The sequence below is a fragment of the Luteibacter mycovicinus genome (genome assembly GCF_000745235.1).
GTDB lineage: Bacteria > Pseudomonadota > Gammaproteobacteria > Xanthomonadales > Rhodanobacteraceae > Luteibacter > Luteibacter mycovicinus.
Genome location: NZ_JQNL01000001.1, coordinates 3,261,306 through 3,278,549, shown reverse-complemented (window position 1 = coordinate 3,278,549; position 17,244 = coordinate 3,261,306). Strand labels below are relative to the sequence as shown.

The 17,244-nt window shown below is 65.4% G+C and carries 15 protein-coding genes; 9 read left to right on the top strand and 6 right to left on the bottom strand.

The genetic code is table 11. From position 1 onward, the window contains the following. Nucleotides 1-212 precede the first annotated feature (212 nt). Nucleotides 213-3,107, top strand: coding sequence for a bifunctional diguanylate cyclase/phosphodiesterase (locus FA85_RS14350; RefSeq protein WP_036115690.1), 2,895 nt, complete (start codon nt 213-215; stop codon nt 3,105-3,107). Between the two features lie 7 nt (nt 3,108-3,114). Here FA85_RS14350 and hslO read toward each other — a convergent pair whose 3' ends face one another. After that, the gene (gene hslO, locus FA85_RS14345) at nt 3,115-4,041 is read right to left on the bottom strand and encodes an Hsp33 family molecular chaperone HslO (RefSeq protein WP_239708965.1); all 927 of its coding nucleotides are present in this window, start codon (nt 4,039-4,041) and stop codon (nt 3,115-3,117) included. Between the two features lie 107 nt (nt 4,042-4,148). On the opposite strand from hslO, the gene mtgA reads away from it, so the two are divergent. The 3 genes from mtgA to FA85_RS14330 are packed head-to-tail and all read left to right on the top strand — an operon-like array spanning nt 4,149 to nt 6,346. Then, on the top strand, nt 4,149-4,889 hold the full coding sequence (gene mtgA / locus FA85_RS14340; protein WP_036115692.1) for a monofunctional biosynthetic peptidoglycan transglycosylase: 741 nt from the start codon (nt 4,149-4,151) through the stop codon (nt 4,887-4,889). A gap of 8 nt (nt 4,890-4,897) precedes the next feature. Next, nucleotides 4,898-5,875 carry a glycosyltransferase family 2 protein gene (locus FA85_RS14335; protein ID WP_051943936.1) on the top strand — a complete coding sequence of 326 codons (978 nt, stop codon included), beginning with the start codon at nt 4,898-4,900 and terminating at the stop codon, nt 5,873-5,875. A 42-nt stretch (nt 5,876-5,917) separates the two neighbouring features. Continuing rightward, entirely contained in the window at nt 5,918-6,346 is a 429-nt protein-coding gene (locus tag FA85_RS14330; protein ID WP_036115694.1) for a CBS domain-containing protein, read from the top strand. On the opposite strand, the gene FA85_RS14325 is transcribed toward FA85_RS14330, so the two are convergent. Continuing rightward, nucleotides 6,336-7,631: an NTP/NDP exchange transporter gene (locus tag FA85_RS14325; RefSeq protein WP_081907574.1), complete on the bottom strand. Its 1,296-nt coding sequence runs from the start codon at nt 7,629-7,631 to the stop codon at nt 6,336-6,338. The two genes, FA85_RS14330 and FA85_RS14325, sit on opposite strands and share 11 nt — an antisense overlap. Nucleotides 7,632-7,856: 225 nt before the next feature. Between FA85_RS14325 and FA85_RS14320 the strand changes: the two genes are divergently transcribed. Beyond that, complete coding sequence (locus tag FA85_RS14320; protein ID WP_051943938.1) at nt 7,857-9,218, top strand: serine hydrolase domain-containing protein; 1,362 nt, start codon at nt 7,857-7,859, stop codon at nt 9,216-9,218. Nucleotides 9,219-9,341: 123 nt separating this feature from the next. Here the strand turns inward: FA85_RS14320 and FA85_RS14315 are convergent, their stop codons facing one another. The 3 genes from FA85_RS14315 to gcvH form a co-directional block, all read right to left on the bottom strand. Then, the gene (locus tag FA85_RS14315; protein ID WP_036115696.1) at nt 9,342-10,370 is read right to left on the bottom strand and encodes an energy transducer TonB; all 1,029 of its coding nucleotides are present in this window, start codon (nt 10,368-10,370) and stop codon (nt 9,342-9,344) included. Between the two features lie 270 nt (nt 10,371-10,640). After that, a complete protein-coding gene (gene metJ / locus FA85_RS22670) occupies nt 10,641-11,309 on the bottom strand; it encodes a met regulon transcriptional regulator MetJ (protein WP_343122857.1) in 669 nt (222 codons plus the stop codon). Nucleotides 11,310-11,713: 404 nt separating this feature from the next. Continuing rightward, nucleotides 11,714-12,109: a glycine cleavage system protein GcvH gene (gene gcvH, locus FA85_RS14305; protein WP_036115701.1), complete on the bottom strand. Its 396-nt coding sequence runs from the start codon at nt 12,107-12,109 to the stop codon at nt 11,714-11,716. Between the two features lie 299 nt (nt 12,110-12,408). On the opposite strand from gcvH, the gene FA85_RS21035 reads away from it, so the two are divergent. Then, nucleotides 12,409-13,554 carry a DUF3103 family protein gene (locus FA85_RS21035; protein WP_051943940.1) on the top strand — a complete coding sequence of 382 codons (1,146 nt, stop codon included), beginning with the start codon at nt 12,409-12,411 and terminating at the stop codon, nt 13,552-13,554. 54 nt (nt 13,555-13,608) lie between these two features. Beyond that, a complete protein-coding gene (locus FA85_RS14295; protein WP_036115704.1) occupies nt 13,609-14,082 on the top strand; it encodes a DUF3103 family protein in 474 nt (157 codons plus the stop codon). Between the two features lie 18 nt (nt 14,083-14,100). On the opposite strand, the gene gcvT is transcribed toward FA85_RS14295, so the two are convergent. Then, on the bottom strand, nt 14,101-15,207 hold the full coding sequence (gcvT, locus tag FA85_RS14290; RefSeq protein WP_036115706.1) for a glycine cleavage system aminomethyltransferase GcvT: 1,107 nt from the start codon (nt 15,205-15,207) through the stop codon (nt 14,101-14,103). A 111-nt stretch (nt 15,208-15,318) separates the two neighbouring features. Between gcvT and FA85_RS14285 the strand changes: the two genes are divergently transcribed. Both FA85_RS14285 and FA85_RS14280 read left to right on the top strand, forming a co-directional pair. Beyond that, a complete protein-coding gene (locus tag FA85_RS14285; RefSeq protein WP_036115709.1) occupies nt 15,319-16,461 on the top strand; it encodes an ABC transporter permease in 1,143 nt (380 codons plus the stop codon). Then, the gene (locus tag FA85_RS14280) at nt 16,458-17,243 is read left to right on the top strand and encodes an ABC transporter ATP-binding protein (RefSeq protein WP_239739885.1); all 786 of its coding nucleotides are present in this window, start codon (nt 16,458-16,460) and stop codon (nt 17,241-17,243) included. The genes FA85_RS14285 and FA85_RS14280 overlap by 4 nt, the downstream gene beginning before the upstream one ends. Nucleotide 17,244 lies beyond the last annotated feature (1 nt).

Here is a 17,244-nt window from a genome sequence, read left to right as displayed (position 1 = left end):
CCCGACGAGGACGGCTCGACTATACCCCGTTTTACTTTTTACTAACACCCCGGAGCGGTCGAGGTTCAGGAAAAAGATTACCTGCCGTTTAGTACGACAGGGGGAACCGCGGCGCGTGGGGCGCAACGGGTTCGGCAACCTGCAAGGGCCATCGCACGGTTGCGTTAACGCATATAGACTGGCCCGACCACGACCGGAATCTTCGTCAGGCGATGACCATAGCTCCATCCCAAAGCCCGACATCGCAAACACCCGGCACAGGGGAGGTCGAGCCGCTGCATGACGCCGTCGAGCGTCTGCTGAGAGCCGCCGATGCCGATGGGGTCCGCGACGAGTGCGAGGCATTCGCGCGCTGCCTCCTGCCCGACGCCCGGGTCTCCTGGCTGCGCGTCGACGACGCGCCGATGGCGGCCGGCACCACGCTCGACCTCGCTGTCGACCCGCAGTCAGGGCGGACGCTGGGCTTCGGCACCGACGATCGCGACGCCTCCGCCTCGATCGACATGGTGTCCTGGCTGGGCAGGCTTGCCTCCGCCCGGCTACGCCAGCTTGCGGAAACCGCGAATCTTTACGAGGCGATCTCGCGCCTGGCGCTGGCCGAACGGCTGCAACGCGCGCTCTACGCCATCGCCGAGCAGGCGGGTGCCGAGCACAACATGAAGGACATGATGAGTGCGCTGCACAGCATCGTGGGCAGCCTCATGTACGCCGAAAACTTCTTCATCGTCCTCTACGACGCGCAGAACCGGACCGTACGCTTTCCGTATTTCGTCGACACGGTCGACGACGACACACCGGATCCCGAAGGCATCCGCCTGATCGACGCGATCGAGAACTCCCTGACCTGGCACGTGCTGCAGAGCGGGCGTTCGATGATGGGCGCCAGCTCCGAGCTGGAAAAGAGCCTCCCGGGTCCACGCGTGGCCATCGGCCCGCCCAGCGACGACTGGCTCGGCGTACCGATGAAGCGCGGTGACGACGTGGTGGGCGCCCTGGTGGTGCAGAGTTACCGGGACGACACGCACTACAGCGAAAACGACCGCGAACTCCTTACCTATGTCGCGCAGCACGTGCAGACGGCGCTCGAACGACGCCAGGCGCACGAGGAACTCGAGCGACGCGTGACCACGCGAACCGCGGCCCTGCGTGAGGCCAACCGCGTGCTGCGCCAGCAGGTCCTGCAGCGTCAGCGCGGCGAACGCCTGCAGGCGGCCCTGTTCCGTATCGCCGAGCTGGCCAATACGTCGGACAGTATCGAGAACTTCTATGCCGCCGTGCATCGCGTCATCGGCGGCCTGCTCTACGCGCGCAACTTCTATATCGCGCTGCTCTCGGAAGACCAGAACAAGCTGACCTTCCCCTACTCCGTCGACGAACTCGATGGCGTGCGCGAGCCGCGCGAGCTGGGGCGTGGCCTCACCGAATTCGTGCTGCGTAACGGCAAGGCGCTGCTGGCCGATCGCGACGAGATCGACCGCCTCAATCGCGACCAGGTCCTTTCCACCAGCGGCGCGCGCTCACTGCACTGGCTGGGCGTTCCGCTGATCTGGAACGAGAAGTCGATGGGCGTGCTCGCGGTGCAGAGCTATTCGCCCGAACACACGTACAGCGCGCGCGACCAGGAATTGCTGACGTTCGTCAGCTACCACATCGCCAACGCGCTGCAGCGCAAGTACACGACCGAATCGCTGAAGCAGGCCTACGCCAGCCTCGAGCGACGCGTCACCGAGCGCACCCGTGCCCTGGCGCTGGCCAACCGTGACCTGCGCGAGCAGATCGCCGAGCGCGAACGCGTCGAACGCCGGCTGAAATACGAAACCCTGCACGACTCGCTTACCGGCCTGCCCAACCGCACGCTGCTCCTGCAGCGACTCGAGCAGGCGCTCAACCATTACCGCGAGAACCCGGGCGAACTGTTCGCCGTGCTCTTCATCGATCTCGACCGTTTCAAGGTGATCAACGACTCGGTCGGTCATCTGGTCGGCGACGATCTCCTCTTCCAGGTCGGCGGACGCGTGCGTGCCTGCCTGAAGACGCGCGATGTCGTCGCGCGTCTGGGCGGCGACGAGTTCGCCGTGCTGGTCGAGGGCATCACCGATCCCCAGGCGGCCACGCACATCGCGGAGCGCATCATCGCGCAGTTGCAGACACCCTTCCGCCTGGGCGCGAAGGAGATCTTCACCTCCGCATCCATCGGTATCGCGCTGCCGACGCCCGAATACACGCGACCGGAAGAACTGCTGCGCGACGCCGATTCGGCCATGTATCGCGCGAAGGACGAGGGACGCCATCGCGCCGCCGTCTTCGATGATCGCCTGCGCCGTGAAGCGCTTTCGCTGCTCGAGCTCGAGGGCGACCTCCGGCGGGCGATCACCCGCAATGAGTTCGTGCCGTTCTTCCAGCCGATCGTCGAACTGGCGACCTTACGCGTCGTCGGCTATGAGGCGCTGCTGCGCTGGCGCCATCCCGAGCGCGGCTTGCTTCCGCCCGGCGAATTCCTCGCGGTTGCCGAGGACACCGGTTGTTCGGAGGCGATCGACTGGCAGATCTTCGAGCAGGTGGCGCGGCAGGCCCGTGCGCTTACGCGCGACGAGGGCTTCATCAGCATCAACGTGTCGGGCAGTCATTTCCGCTCGGCCGATCTCGATCAGCGGTTGCTGGACCTGTTCGCACAGCACGGCGTACCCGCGCGCTGTATTCGCGTCGAGGTGACCGAGCGCGCGCTGCTGGAGAATCCGGCGCAGGTCAAACGTATTCTCGAGCACCTGCGCGAGCACGGTGTCGGCATCGCGCTGGATGACTTCGGTACCGGGTACTCGTCACTGAGCTATCTGCATCAGTATCCGATCGAGACGCTGAAGATCGACCGTTCGTTTGTCATCGAGCTTCCGGCGGAAGACGATCAGGCGCATAGCACGGCGGTCGTCCGGGCCATCCAGGCGCTGGCGGACTCGCTGCGCATGCAGGTGATCGCCGAGGGCATCGAAACCGAATCGCAGATGCGGGTACTGCAGCGTATCGGCTGCCGGTTCGGTCAGGGGTTTCTGTTCGCGCAGCCACAGCCAGCGAGCAAGTGGCTGGGAGCGCCACTGTCGCTGGATGCCTGAGCGCGGTTTACTGCAGCGTCGAGGGGGCGGGAGGGGTCTCGGCCTGCGTGAGCAGACGCTCGGCATCCACGCGATCGAACACATACCGCGTGGCGCAGAACTCGCAGATCACCTCGATCTCGCCATCGCGATCCTCGAGGGTCGCCTCGACCTCGTCGCGCCCCAGCGCGCGTAACATGCCTTCCACGCGCTCCTGTGAACACGTGCAGCCAAACGCGAGCGGCTTTGGCTCGTACAGTCGCACGGTTTCCTCGTGATAGAGCCGGAACAGCAGCTCCTCCGGGCGCGTCGACAGCATCTCGCTGGCGCTCAGCGTGGCCGTCAGGTGACCGACACGCTCCCAGGCGTCGTCGTCCTGTTCAGCGGCGCTGTGTCCGCCCTCTCCCGCTACCGGTTGCAGGATGAGGCCAACCGCGTGCACGCCATCTGCCGCGAGAAGAATGCGCGCGGGCAGCTGTTCCGACCGCAGGAAGTAGTTCTCCAGCGCCTCGGCGAGGGACGACGTGTCGAGGTCGACCAGCCCCTGATAGCGGCCGCGGTCGATCTGGCCGATGGTGATGGCGAGCGCGGCGTCGGGCAGCTCGCTCAGATCGAGCTTGCCGTCCGTCACCGGCATGTCGCCGTCGTCGAATCGCGCCAGCCCGCGGAGGCGGCCCTTGTCGGTGCATTCCGCGAAGAGGAGGCGCAGCGCGCCCTGACTCTTGAACTCCAGGGACAGCGAGCCTTCGAACTTGACGTTGCCGGTCAGCAGCGCGGATGCCGCGACGGCCTGCCCCAGCGTGTCGCGAAGCTCCGCGGAGTAATCGACGCGCGAGGCGATGTCCTGCCAGCTGGCGCCGAGCCGCACGAGTACGCCGCGCACACCCGCCTTCTCGAGCAGGAAGCGGTGCAGCACGTCCTCGGACGCAAGGGTATCGACGATCGAATCGGTCACGGTGGCCTCCTGGTGATCCGACGGGAGATGGGGGTGGGTCGGCCCGGCGACAAGCCTGCATGGGCACAGGCCCTTTATACTGCGCCATCCTCCTTCCGCGTGCCCTCATGAGCCCGACGCCCCGCTCGCTGCCCCGCCGCATCGTCCATCTCGCCGGCCTGCTCATCGTCTCGTGGGTCGCACTGTCGGTCCTGGTGGTCGTCGTGCTGCGCTTCGTGCCGCCGTGGACCAGCGCGATGATCATGGAGCGCCGGGTGGCCGCGCTGGTCACCGGAGAAACCGGCTTCACCTATCGTCACCACTGGGTGCCATGGGAGCGCGTATCGCCCCAGGTGGGCCTGGCCATGGTCGCTGGCGAAGACCAGAAATTCCCCTATCACCACGGCTTCGACGTCGATGCCATCCAGGACGCGATCGACGCGGCCGACGAGGGCAAGCGCCTGCGCGGGGCCAGCACGATCAGCCAGCAGGTCGCCAAGAACCTGTTTCTGTGGAACGGCCGCAGCTTCGTACGCAAGGGCGCCGAGGCCTATTTCACCGTGCTCATCGAGGCCTTGTGGCCGAAGCAGCGCATCCTCGAGGTGTACATGAACATCGTGGAGCTCGGTGACGGCATCTACGGTGTGGGCGCCGCGAGCGACACGTTCTTTCACACCACGCCCGATCGCCTGGGTGTGTCGCAGGCAGCCCGGCTTGCGGCCGTCCTGCCCAATCCCCGCCGCTTTCACGCCGAGGCGCCCAGCGCTTACGTTCAGCGGCGCGCGGCGTGGATCTCGCAGCAGATGAGCCAGCTCGGCGGCCCGGCCTACCTCACTCGCCCGGCCCCCGTCGCCGGTCGCGTACGCTGAGCGCCACCATGACGTATTCACTGGCCATCGTCGTCCCGGCATATAACGAAGCGCAGGTCATCGACGACTTCCACGCACGCATCGCCGCGGTGCTCGACGGGCTCGACGCGGACGCGCGCGTGATCTACATCGACGACGGCAGCCGCGACGAGACCTGGCCGCTGATCGAGCGCATCGCCCAGGCGGATGCCCGCGTCGTCGCGCTGCGCTTGTCGCGCAACTTCGGCAAGGAGGCGGCCATGACCGCCGGTCTCGATGCCGCGGATGCCGACGCGGTCGTCGTGATCGATGCGGATCTGCAGGATCCCCCCGAGCTCATCCCCACCCTCATCGCCCGCTGGCGCGAAGGCTTCGACGTCGTCTACGCGACCCGCGGCGAGCGCGACGGCGAGACGCGCTTCAAGAAGTTCACCTCGGCGGCGTTTTACCGCGTCATGGAACGGGTGGCCGACACACCGCTTCCGCGCGACACGGGCGACTTCCGCCTGCTCTCGCGCCGCGCGGTCGAGGCACTGCACGGCCTGCGCGAGCGCCAGCGATTCATGAAGGGATTGTTTGCCTGGATCGGCTACCGGCAGACCTCCGTGGTCTATCACCGCGACGCCCGCCACGCCGGTACGACCAAGTGGAATTACTGGCGCCTGGGCAACCTCGCCGTCGAGGGCATCACCTCGTTCTCCACGGCACCGCTGCGTATCGCCACCTGGCTCGGGGTGTCCGCCGCGGGCCTGGCCTTTCTCTACGGCGTATGGGTGCTGCTCAAGGTGTGCATCTGGGGCGACCCCGTACGCGGCTACCCCACACTGCTGGTGGTGATCCTCTTTCTGGGCGGCGCCCAGCTGCTGGCTCTGGGCGTCATCGGCGAGTACATCGGCCGTACCTACGCCGAATCCAAGCGCCGGCCGATCTACTACGTCGAGTCGCGGCGCGGCGCGCCCTCTTCACCTGATCGTTACCCTCGCCCGCGCGCACCCGGCGTAGACTGATCTCCTGGCGGCGGCACGCCGCGCGGCAGCGGAGAGTCGAGCATGCAGCAGGTCAAGCACCTCCTGGAAGGCAAGGGCAAAGCCGTCTACGCCGTGGCACCCGATGCCTCGGTCTACGAGGCTATCCAGCAAATGGCCGATAAGAACGTCGGCGCGCTCGTGGTCATCAAGGGCAGTGAACTGGTCGGCATCGTTTCCGAGCGCGACTATGCGCGCAAGGTCATCCTGAAGGACCGGTCCTCACGCGACACGCCGGTGGCCGAGATCATGACGGCCAGCGTCATCACGGTCGCCAGCGACGCCACGGTGGATGAATGCATGCGGCTGTGCACCGACGGGCGACTTCGCCACCTGCCCGTGCTCGACGGCACGAGGCTCGTGGGCGTCGTGTCCATCGGCGATCTGGTCAAAGCCGTGATCTCCGAACAGCGCGAGACGATCAATCAGCTGGAGAGCTACATCACGAGCTAGACCGGGTCGCGTCGTCGCGTTGCTCGGGTAGCAGGTCGGGCGATTTCGCCGCACGTCGGCCCATCTCGGCCGCCACGCAGGCGAGACCCGCGGCGGTCAGGCCGATCGCCGTGATGCCCACACCCGCGCCACGTATGGCGACGAGTCCCGACGTCACCACCAAATCGCCGAAGCGCCAGACAGCGGTCTCGATGAAGTTCTTGCCCTTGTAGCGCACTTCGCGCGGCGTGCGGGTGTACAGCGCGTCGGACGCCGGCTTGGTCATGCCGTAGGTCATGCCGCGCGAGCCGACCAGCACGATCGCGATCACCGGCACCGTCCAGCCGAAGACGTGCAGGTCGATCAGTCCGAGCACCGACAGGCCGAGCAGCAGCACCATATTGACCAGCGCTGGCAGAACCATGGCCCAGACCACGCCCAGCCCGCGCATGATCAGCGGGGTGAGCGTCAGCTGCAGCAACGCACCGAAGCAGTTGGTCCACAGATCGAGATCGGCATAGAAGGCCGTGCGTGCCGCGTTGTCGGCGAAATGCCCCTTGGTGTAATCCGCCATCAGCGTATAGCCCATCGTGGCGATGCCGTCGCCGAGCAGCATCAGCACGAGCATGTACCGCAGGAACGGCTGCGAGAACGCCGCCTTCGCGCCTTGCAGGATCGATCCGCCCACCGGCGCGCCTTCGCTTTCATCGTTCAGGTCACGCCGTGCCGAGAGCGCGAGCAGTGCGCCCAGCGCCAGCAGCAGGAACGCCGCGGAGACGACGAGCATCGCGGGCACACCGAGGCGCTGGACGAGCAGCCGTGTCAGTAAGGGGCCGAGCAGCGCGCCCGCCATGCCACCGGCCGCGATGAACGGGAACATCAGCCGCGCCTGCTGGCTGCGGTAGACATCCGCCATGAAGCTCCAGAAGAGCGACACGACAAAGAGATTGAACACACTGACCCAGACGAAGAAGATCCGCCCCAGCGCCACCGCGCCGATGCGGTCCTGGGCGACGAAGGCCGGGATGAACGCGAGCATCGAAGCGGCGAAGAAGACGTAGCTGCTGCCGATCACCAGCTTGCGCGGAAATCGCGAGACCAGCCAGCCGAAGACCGGTGTCAGCGCCAGCATCACCACGAAGACGATCGCGTAGAACTGCGGCAACGACTGCGATCCGGCCGCGCCAGCGAGCTGATCGCGCACCGGACGGAGCACGTAGTACGACGTCATCACGAAGAAGAAGGCGATGACGGAGAGCGTGAGGGTCCTCGCTTCATCCCTGGCGAAGGGTCGACGTTCGTTCACGGTGGGTCCGGGGTCGGCGGGATGCGCGAGAAGCCTAGCACGGCTCGCCGCGGGCACCGGATCGTGAAGGGGAACCGGGTCGTCGTTTGTGTGAAGTCTGCCGTCCGTTGTAGACAGCGATGAAGTACACGACAATGACCGCGACGATGATCAGAAAAACGATCCATCCCATGACGTTTCCCTCCCTTCGGCGTGTCCGTCACGCCTCGCTTTCGCGAGAATAGCATGTCGTTTCGATCCGCCTCCCTGCTGGCCTGTGCGCTCGCCTGCGCCGCCACCGCCCCCTTCGCCCTCGCCGCTCCGCCGCCGCAGAAGCCGCCGCAGAAACCCCCGGTCGTCCATGTCGACCCGACGTCGGAAAAGCTGCCTGCGGAGCGCGTGAAGGAAACGATCGAGAACTACAACCGCTGGATGGACGCGGCCGAAGCCCGCGACGCCGCCCCCGCGATCGTCACCGCCGTTATCGTCGACGACAAGGTCGTGTACGAGCGCGCCATCGGCTACGCCAACGCGAAGACGAAAGAAGCCGCCACACCGGAAACCGTGTTCCGCCTGGCGTCGCTGTCGAAGGCCTTCGCCACGGGCGTCACCGCCGTGCTGGTCCGTGAAGGCTTTCTCAGCTGGGACACCAAGCTGATCGACACCATTCCGTATTTCAAGCTCAAGGACATGGAGGCGGCGCAGCAGGCGACCGTGCGCGACATCCTCGGCCAGCGCCTCGGTCTGCCGCGCAACACGTACGACAACATGCTCGAGGCCGACGCTCCCTACGAGGAGCTCGTCCGCAAACTGGACGAGGTGGACCTCTCCTGCAAGGTGGGCGCGTGCTACGGCTACCAGAACGTCGCCTTCAGCATGATCGGCGACGTCATCTACGCCACCACCGGCGATTATTTCTTTCGACAGGTCGAACGCCGCATCTTCGCCCCGCTGGGCATGACCACCGCCAGCTACGGCCGCGACGCGCTCGAAGCCAGCAAGAGCTGGGCACGCCCGCATCGCGGCGGTCCGCACAACTGGATTCCCTACGAGCCCAACGACAGTTACTACCGTGTCGCCCCCGCCGCTGGCGTCAACGCCAGCCTGCGCGACATGGAGCAGTGGCTGATGGCCCAGATGGGCGGACGTCCGGACGTCCTGCCGACGCCATCGCTGGACGTACTGCACGCGCCCGAGGTGGCCACGCCGTCGGAAGTTCACTCGCTGCCCTGGCGACGCGCGCGTGTCACCGACGCGCACTACGCGCTGGGCTGGCGCGTATTCAAGTACGCCAATGAAGACCTGATCTTCCATGCGGGCGCGGTCTCTGGCTATCGCACGATGATCGGCTTCTTTCCCAAGTATCACGCCGGTGTCGTGACCATGTGGAACGGTGCGGGTCCGGTCCCGGCGGGTCTGATGCCGATGGTGTTCGACAGCCTGCTTGGGCTCAACCACGTCGACTGGGCGGGTGTGGAAGGAAGCGTGCGCGCGGCGCCGGTGGCCAAGGCGGCGCCTGCCACGAAAACCAAAGCGAAAGGCAAGGCGGCGCCCGTGAAGAAGGCGGCACCGGTCAAGGCGGTGAAGAAAAAGAAGAAGCCGGAGTAAACGAGGTTCCGGCTTCCGGGCTTTCACCAGGTTACGGCGACCGTGATCGTTTTCATACGACCTGTAGCCCAAAAGAAACGGCCCCGAGGGGCCGTTCCTTTTTTGCGCGGCTGGTGTGGTGACTTACCGGCCGAGGTTGAACTGCAGGCGGCGGCGCAGGGTGACGGTCATCGGTTCGCCGTTGCGTGTGGCGGCCTTGTACTCCCAGCGGCTGACGGCGTCGATCGCGGAGCGGTCGAAGATATGCTTCGGCTGAGCGTCGACCACGTTGACGTTCGCAACGCGACCGTCGGGACCGACGGTCAGCTCGACGTCGACCCAGCCTTCCTGATTCGCACGCATCGCGGCAGTCGGATAGCGCGGGTTGACCTGACGGATAAGGACGGCATCGCTGATGGCCCCGCCCTCCGAGGCAGCCGGCGCGGCGGCCGGTCGTGCGACGGGTGCGGCGACGGGCACCGCCTGCTGCGCCTGAGCGACACGAGCCGCCTGCTCGCGTGCGGCCTGCGCGCGCTGCGCCTCGATGGCCGCGGCGGCCTGTTCGGCCTGCTGACGCTGGGTGGCGGCGGCATTCTGCTGCGCGACCTGCTGAGCCTTCTGCGCATCGACCGCCTGCTGCTGCTCGCGGTCCAGCGTCTTGCGCTGTGCATCGAGCTTCGAACGCAGGATGGTCAGGGTGTAGTTCTCGGGGTCGGCCTTGGCGAGCAGGTCGATCTCGCGCTGCGCTTCATTGAAGTCGCGCTGGTTGATCGTCTGCTCCGTCGCGGCTGAGCCGTAGGAGAAGGTCTCGCGCAGCGCATCCGCGGCGACCGGGTTGCCGGGCTGCTTCTGCAGCACCTTCATATAGAACTCGAAGGCATTGTTGCCCGCCGGGGCGACGAGGCGCTGCTCGTTCATGGCGGTACGCGCTTCGGCCAGCAGCTGGTCGACGCTGAGTGCATCGACGTTGGCCGGCGGGGCCACGCCGGTCGCGGCAGCCTTCTGCACCGCTACCGGCGCGGGCGTCTCCGCGGCGCGGGCGTCGCGGTAAGGCTTGACGATCAGGAACCAGGCCGCAACGGCGAGCGCGACGACGATGCCGATGACGGCGAGCGTCACGGGACTGACCGCGCCACGCTGGCGGCGATCGATAAAGGGTGGACGGTTATCCATGGCGGTCGTACGACTCCGCAAGGCGCGCGCCCCCTGATGGCTTGACGCGGTGGACCCCCCGTCCCCCGCAGCGCGATGTGGCGACAAGGTAACCGTAATGGCCGCGTGAATCCAGCGCGACGCCCTAGGAGCTTTTCCGGGGGAGATATTCTGCGAACCCCATCAATGAATAACCCCGGCAAGCCGGGGTCAAGGTTTCGAAGTGTCTCCCCGCGCTGGGCACCGCGGGGAGATAATTCGGAAACGTACTTTCTTATTGGAAGGTAACGCTTACTTGGCCTTGGCGGCCCGGGGTGCCTTGGCGGTCTTGGTCGCGCGAACGACCTTCGCTGCGGCGACCTTCTTCGAGGCAGCCTTACGCGGGGCGGCAGCCTTACGCGGAGCAGCCTTGCGAGCGGTCTTCTTGACGGAGGCCTTCTTTACGGAAGCCTTCTTGACTGCCTTCTTGGCAGCGACCTTACGGGTGGACGCCTTGCGGGCGACCTTCTTGACCGCAGCCTTCTTGGCGGTGGCCTTCTTGGCCGGCGACTTGCGGGTCGCAGCCTTCTTGACCGCGACCTTACGGGTCGAAGCCTTCTTCGCCGGCGACTTGCGCGCGGCCGTCTTCTTTACGGTGGACTTCTTCGTCGCTTTCTTGGCGGCGGACTTCTTGGCAGTGGCTTTCTTGGCAGTGGCCATAGTTCTCTTCAGCTCCTCATCAGTTGGCAGTGGTTGCCCAGTAAAAGCGTGGAGGAACGCTTCGACCAGCAGGTCGCTGTTCGTAGCGTGCCTCAAATTGTTCACCTGGCGGCGAGTACGTTCATCGGATAGCAGGCGGAGTATGTGCAGCGGAATCGAGACGGTGATCTTGCGTACCGCACCCGCTTTCGAACCATGCTCCACATACGGCCTGACGAATTTTCCTGTTTCCATTTCCGGGTTCCCCGTCAATTGACGCAAAAGCTATTCCTGAACATTTCCGCTGTCAATAAATTTTGGCTCTAAATTGAAGACGTTGCGGACACATACCGGACGATCGGGAAGTCCACCGGGTTTATCCCCGACGCACCTTCGGCATTAGCAAGGCACTAATGGACTTCCATTCAAAACACACCGCATCTCTTATGCGGTTCAAAAAACACCTTAAATAAAGGCGTTTTTTTGTTCGTTCAAAAAAAACGCCGCAATCGCATCGCACCGCGACAGCGCGCGTCGTCGCTCCGGTCACCATCCATCGGGAGGCGAATTTCGGGGATGAACGGAACACGACTGAGGCGAAAAAAAATTTTCGCCGAAGACCCCTCCCGGACAAAAAAATGCCGGTCGAAGACGACCGGCATCGGGGTGAAGCGTCGGCGAGTCGATCAGTGGTCGTCGTTCTCGGCATGCTCGGCGTACTCGTCGGCTGTCATCAGCTCGTCGAGTTCGCTCTTGTCTGCGATCTTCAGTTTGAAGATCCAGCCACCCTCGTACGCATCTTCGTTGATCGTTTCCGGCTTGTCGGCAAGTACCGTGTTCACCTCGGTCACTTCGCCCGACACCGGCGCGTAGATATCGGAGGCGGCCTTGACCGACTCGACGACCGCCGTGCTGCTGCCTGCCTGCACGCTGCTGCCCACTTCCGGCAACTCGACGTAGACCAGATCGCCCAGTGCGCCCTGCGCATGGTCGGAGATGCCGACGGTGACCGTGCCGTCCTGTTCGACGCGGACCCACTCGTGGGTTTTTGCAAATTTCAGATCGCCGGGGATTTCGCTCATGGGGTGTTCCTCGTTGTCTCGGGACGGGGTGTGCGTTGGTGCGACGGCCAATTGTCGCCGGTCCGCGCGTTTCGCGAAAGCGTCTGGGAGAAACGCGGGCGCAATGCGCGGCTGCGGGCGTTCGCCTGCCCTAGGGCTACGAAGTCCCCTACATGAACCTAAGGCTTCGCTCGCAGCGCGAGCGAACACGCGGGCATACGCTGACAACCAGCTCGGCCAATCGAGCTGAACCACGAAGGCGACCTCCGACGTCGCCCGCCCCATTCCCCATGGAGAACCTTATGACACGGAAAACCAGGATGACCTGCCTTGCAGCCCTCATCGCCGTCGCGCTCTCGCCGTCGCTGATGGCGACGGACGTTTCCTCCCCCGGCGACGCACGCGTCGCACTGGCACGCGACCTCGCCTCGATCCTCCACCAGCCCGCCCTCGATACCGCCATCCGTGACCATCTGGGTAACGGTAAGGCCCCATTGGCGGAAATTCTCAACGACTACGCCCAGACCGCGGTCGCCGATGGCAAGCAGGACGTCGTGGACGACATGCTCGACCTCGACCGACAGGCTGTCCACCTGCGCGGCCTCGAGGGCAGGCTCGGCCATATCGCCAGCGTGCGTGTCCACGGTCTGGGCGCACATCCGCAACCCAGGAGTCTTCGCGGCTTCTGGACCGCCGCCGTGACCAGCGACGGTTCGACCGGCAAGAAACAGGTCGTCGCGTTCGATCCCGAGGGTAAGCGACACAGCTTCGCGATCGACCAGGCTCCCGACATCCCCATGCTCCTGGTGGAAACCGACGGTACCGCCGCTGTGCAGGCAGGCATGGCCGTACTCAATGAGGCGGCGCGTGGCGCTTCGTCAAGTCGTCGACTAACGACCTTCGCCCGGGCTGACGCTAGCGAAACGAAGGGCGAGTTGCTGACCATCCTCAAGGAAATCTATCTGGAGAAGGATCACGAGCCCAACATTCAGGGCGATGCCGAGGTGTTTGCTGTCGTGTCCGGCGTCGATGCCGCCGGTAAACCCGTCGTCGTCACCCAGGACATGCCCTGGCTCGACCACGACAAGCGCTGGTATACGCCGAGACAGGACCTGATCAACTGGACACAGTTCGGCACCAACTACGTCAACGTGCAGTTCTTTGAAGACGACGGCAACGTCAACTTCCAGAAGCTTGCGTCCGCCCTGACGGAGGCGGTGGGCGACACCGCGCTGGTCGTGTCGCCGGCGGCTCCGCCCGCGCTCATCGTGGCGGGCATCTCCAGGATCGGCCAGAAGATACTCGGCGCGATGGAGAGTTCGTGGTTCGAAAACAGCACGGACTACATCGATTCGTTCTACGTGCTGGAGCGCGGGCACGATTACGGCAGCAAGAACGCTCCGCTGATCGGCGCCCGCGGCGAAGTGAAAATGGTCCTGGCGCCCTACGAGGTCCGCCAGCGTTGACGAGAAGGCCGGGGTGGCACGCCATCCCGGCCTTTCTTCCCATGGAGCAAAACGATGCACCTGCCACCAGGCACGACGTTTCTTCTTTTCCTGCTGACCGCGGTCGCGAGCGTACCGTCGACCGCGCGTGCCGTGACGATCGGTCATTCGCCAACCCCGGAAGCCACCACCATGCTGCGGCGCATCCTGCTTCGCGACGACAAACATCCCGATTCGCTCGGCGAGGCGTCGATTTTTGTCGTGGTTTCCGGGACCGGTCAGGACGGCAAGCCGCGGACCGAAGTCCATCCCCTGCCCTGGGTCAAGCGGGATCGGACCTGGTATGACAGGTCCTATCCGTTGGTGGACTGGCGCCGCTTCACCGGCGGCTACGTCACGCTGCACATCTATGACCGCACGTCCGGCGAGGACGTCGCGCATGTGGATACCTTCTACGTCATCCAGCCGCAACGCAAATATCTGCTGCAGAACGGCGCAGCGGGCAACGCCGTCCTGTCACTGGAGCCGGGCGCGGCGTCCGCACGCTGACATATATATATGTGTACGTCAGTCGGCGATGCCGGGCATGGGCTGGCCGTCACGGACGAACGGGAACCTGACCACGCGCACCGGAATCTCGCGACCGCGGATGTCCACGCGCACGTCGCCGTGCTCGCCGACCGGAATGCGGGCGAAGGCGACCGACTTGCCGAGCGTCGGTGCGAAGCCGCCGGAAAGAATCTCGCCGTCGCCGATAGCCGTGAGAACTTTCTGGCCGTGACGGAGCACGCCCTTCTCGTCCATCACCAGACCGACCATGACACGTGACACCCCGTCAGCCTTCTGCGACTCCAGCGCGGCGCGGCCGATGAAGTCGCGGCCTTCGTCGAGCGAGATCGTCCAGGCCAGCGCGGCTTCCCATGGCGTGACCGTTTCGTCCATGTCCTGACCGTAGAGATTCATGCCGGCTTCGAGGCGCAGGGTGTCGCGCGCACCCAGACCCGCCGGGGCGACGCCCGCCTCGCGCAGCAGGTTCCACAGCTCGACCACGCGGCTGTTCGGTACGACGACTTCGAAGCCGTCTTCACCCGTGTAACCGGTGCGGGCGAGGAACAACGGCATGCCGTTGGGACCTTCGACCTCGATGGCGGCGAACTTGCCCAGCTTCGTCGCCTTCTCGCGGACGTCCTCGGGCAGCAGTGCGATCAGCTTCTGTCGGGCGTTCGGCCCCTGCACCGCGATCATGCCGAACTCGGGGCGCTCACGGACGGTGACGTCGAAGGCCGCCGCCTGCTTCGTGATCCACGCGAGATCCTTGACGCGCGTCGCCGCATTGACGACCAGACGGAAAAAATCCTCGCGCAGGAAGTAGACGATGAGGTCGTCGATGACACCGCCGTTCTCGTCGAGCATGCAGGTGTAGAGCGCCTTGCCCGATTTGGCCAGCTTGTCGACATTGTTGGCGACCAGCTTGCGAAGAAAGGGACGGACCCGCTCGCCGGTCAGGTCGACGACCGTCATGTGCGACACGTCGAACATGCCGGCGTCCTTGCGGACGGCGTGGTGTTCTTCGATCTGCGAGCCGTAGGCGATCGGCATGTCCCAGCCGCCGAAGTCGACCATGCGGGCACCGAGTTCACGGTGGGTGGCGTTGAGTTCGGTCTTTTCGGTCATCGGAGTACCTTGCGGGGGATGGCGGTGGGATACAGCCCCGTATTATCCGGTCCGACGACAGATAAGGCCAATCGCAGCGCAACACGTCCGGACTAAGGTAGCCTTCCTTCCATGACGACGGCACCCGCCCCCGGCTCCGCCACCCTGACCCGCGACGCGGCGGGCGAACGACTGTCGATCTCGGGCGACTGGACGCTCGCCCACTATCCCGCCCTGCAGCGTCGCGCCAACGAACTGGCCGGATCGATCGGGGCGGAGGTCGCCGTCGACATCGCGCGGCTCGGCGCGATGGACACCTCCGGCGCCTTCGTCATCGCCGAACTGCTCGGCAGCGCACGCACCCAGCAACTGGCCCAGCATGAGGACCTGCCCGCTGCGCGGCGCGCGCTGCTGAAGACCGTGGGCGATGCCATCGACGCCTACTGCAAGGGCGTGAAGCGCAAGCGTGACGCCGGCTTCGTCGAAGCACTGGAGCGGATCGGCAGGTCGCTCGAAGGTTCCTGGAAACAGACCGCGAAGCTGCTGGCTTTCATCGGCATCACCCTGCAGGGATTTCTCGCCACCGTCTGGCAGCCGAAGCGCTGGCGGGTCACCTCACTGGTGTCGCATATCGAGCAGACCGGCCTGGACGCGGTACCGATCCTGGCGCTGCTCTCCTTCATGGTCGGTGCGGTGGTCGCCTTCCTCGGCTCGACCGCGCTGGCCAGCTACGGCGCCAGCATCTTCACCGTCGACCTGATCGGCTTCGCCTTCCTGCGCGAGTTCGGCGTCCTGCTGACCTCGATCCTGCTTGCCGGCCGGACCGCGAGCGCCTTCACCGCGCAGATCGGTTCGATGAAGGCGCGGGAAGAGATCGACGCCATCCGCACGCTGGGACTGGACCCGGTCGAACTCCTCGTTCTGCCCCGCGTGCTCGCCCTGCTGATCGCCCTGCCCCTGCTCACCTTCATCGCCATGATCGCCGGCATCGTCGGCGGCGGCGTGGTCTGCATGGCGGTGCTGAAGATGTCGCCGTCGATGTTCCTGTCGATGTTCCAGGCCGACATCTCGCTGACCCAGTTTCTGGTCGGCATCGCCAAGGCGCCCGTCTTCGCGTTCATGATCGGGGTGATCGGCTGCATGGAAGGCTTCAAGGTATCAGGCAGTGCGCAGTCCGTCGGCGAGCACACCACCTCGGCGGTGGTGCAGTCCATCTTCGTGGTGATCCTGCTCGATGCCCTCGCCGCCCTCTTCTATATGGAGATGGGCTGGTGAGCGCGCGCGAAACCGTCATCGAAGTGCGTGGCCTGGTCAATCGCTTCGGCGCGCAGACCGTGCACGAGAACCTCGACCTCGATGTCTACCGGGGCGAGATCATCGGCGTCGTCGGTGGATCGGGTACCGGCAAGTCGGTCCTGCTGCGGACCATCGTCGGGCTCGTTCGACCGGTTGCTGGTGAAGTGCGGGTCTTCGGGCAAGACCTGCTTTCGCTGCCGGCGGAAAAACGGTCGCTCGTGGAGCGTCGTTTCGGCGTGCTGTTCCAGAGTGGCGCGCTGTTCTCGTCGTTGACGGTCGCCGAGAACGTCGCGCTCCCGCTCGTCGAACACGCCGGTCTCGACCGCCTGGACGCGCAGCGGCTGGCGGGCGTCAAGCTGGCCTTGTCCGGCCTGCCGGTGGATGCGGGTCGCAAGTATCCGTCGCAACTGTCGGGCGGCATGATCAAGCGCGCGGCACTGGCCCGCGCGCTGGCGCTGGATCCCGAGATCCTGTTTCTCGACGAGCCGACCGCGGGACTCGACCCGATCAGCGCGGCGGCGTTCGACAGCCTCCTCGTCACGCTGCGCGACGCGCTCGGTCTCACGGTTTTTCTGGTCACCCACGATCTGGACACCTTGTATTCCACCTGCGACCGCGTCGCCGTGTTGTCGCAGCGGCGCGTGCTCGCCGCGGCGCCGATCAATGAGGTCGCCCGCACCGACGACGCCTGGGTCCAGGCCTACTTCAACGGACCGCGCGGTCGCGCGGCCACCCTCGCCGCCCACCGAGGCAAGGACTGAG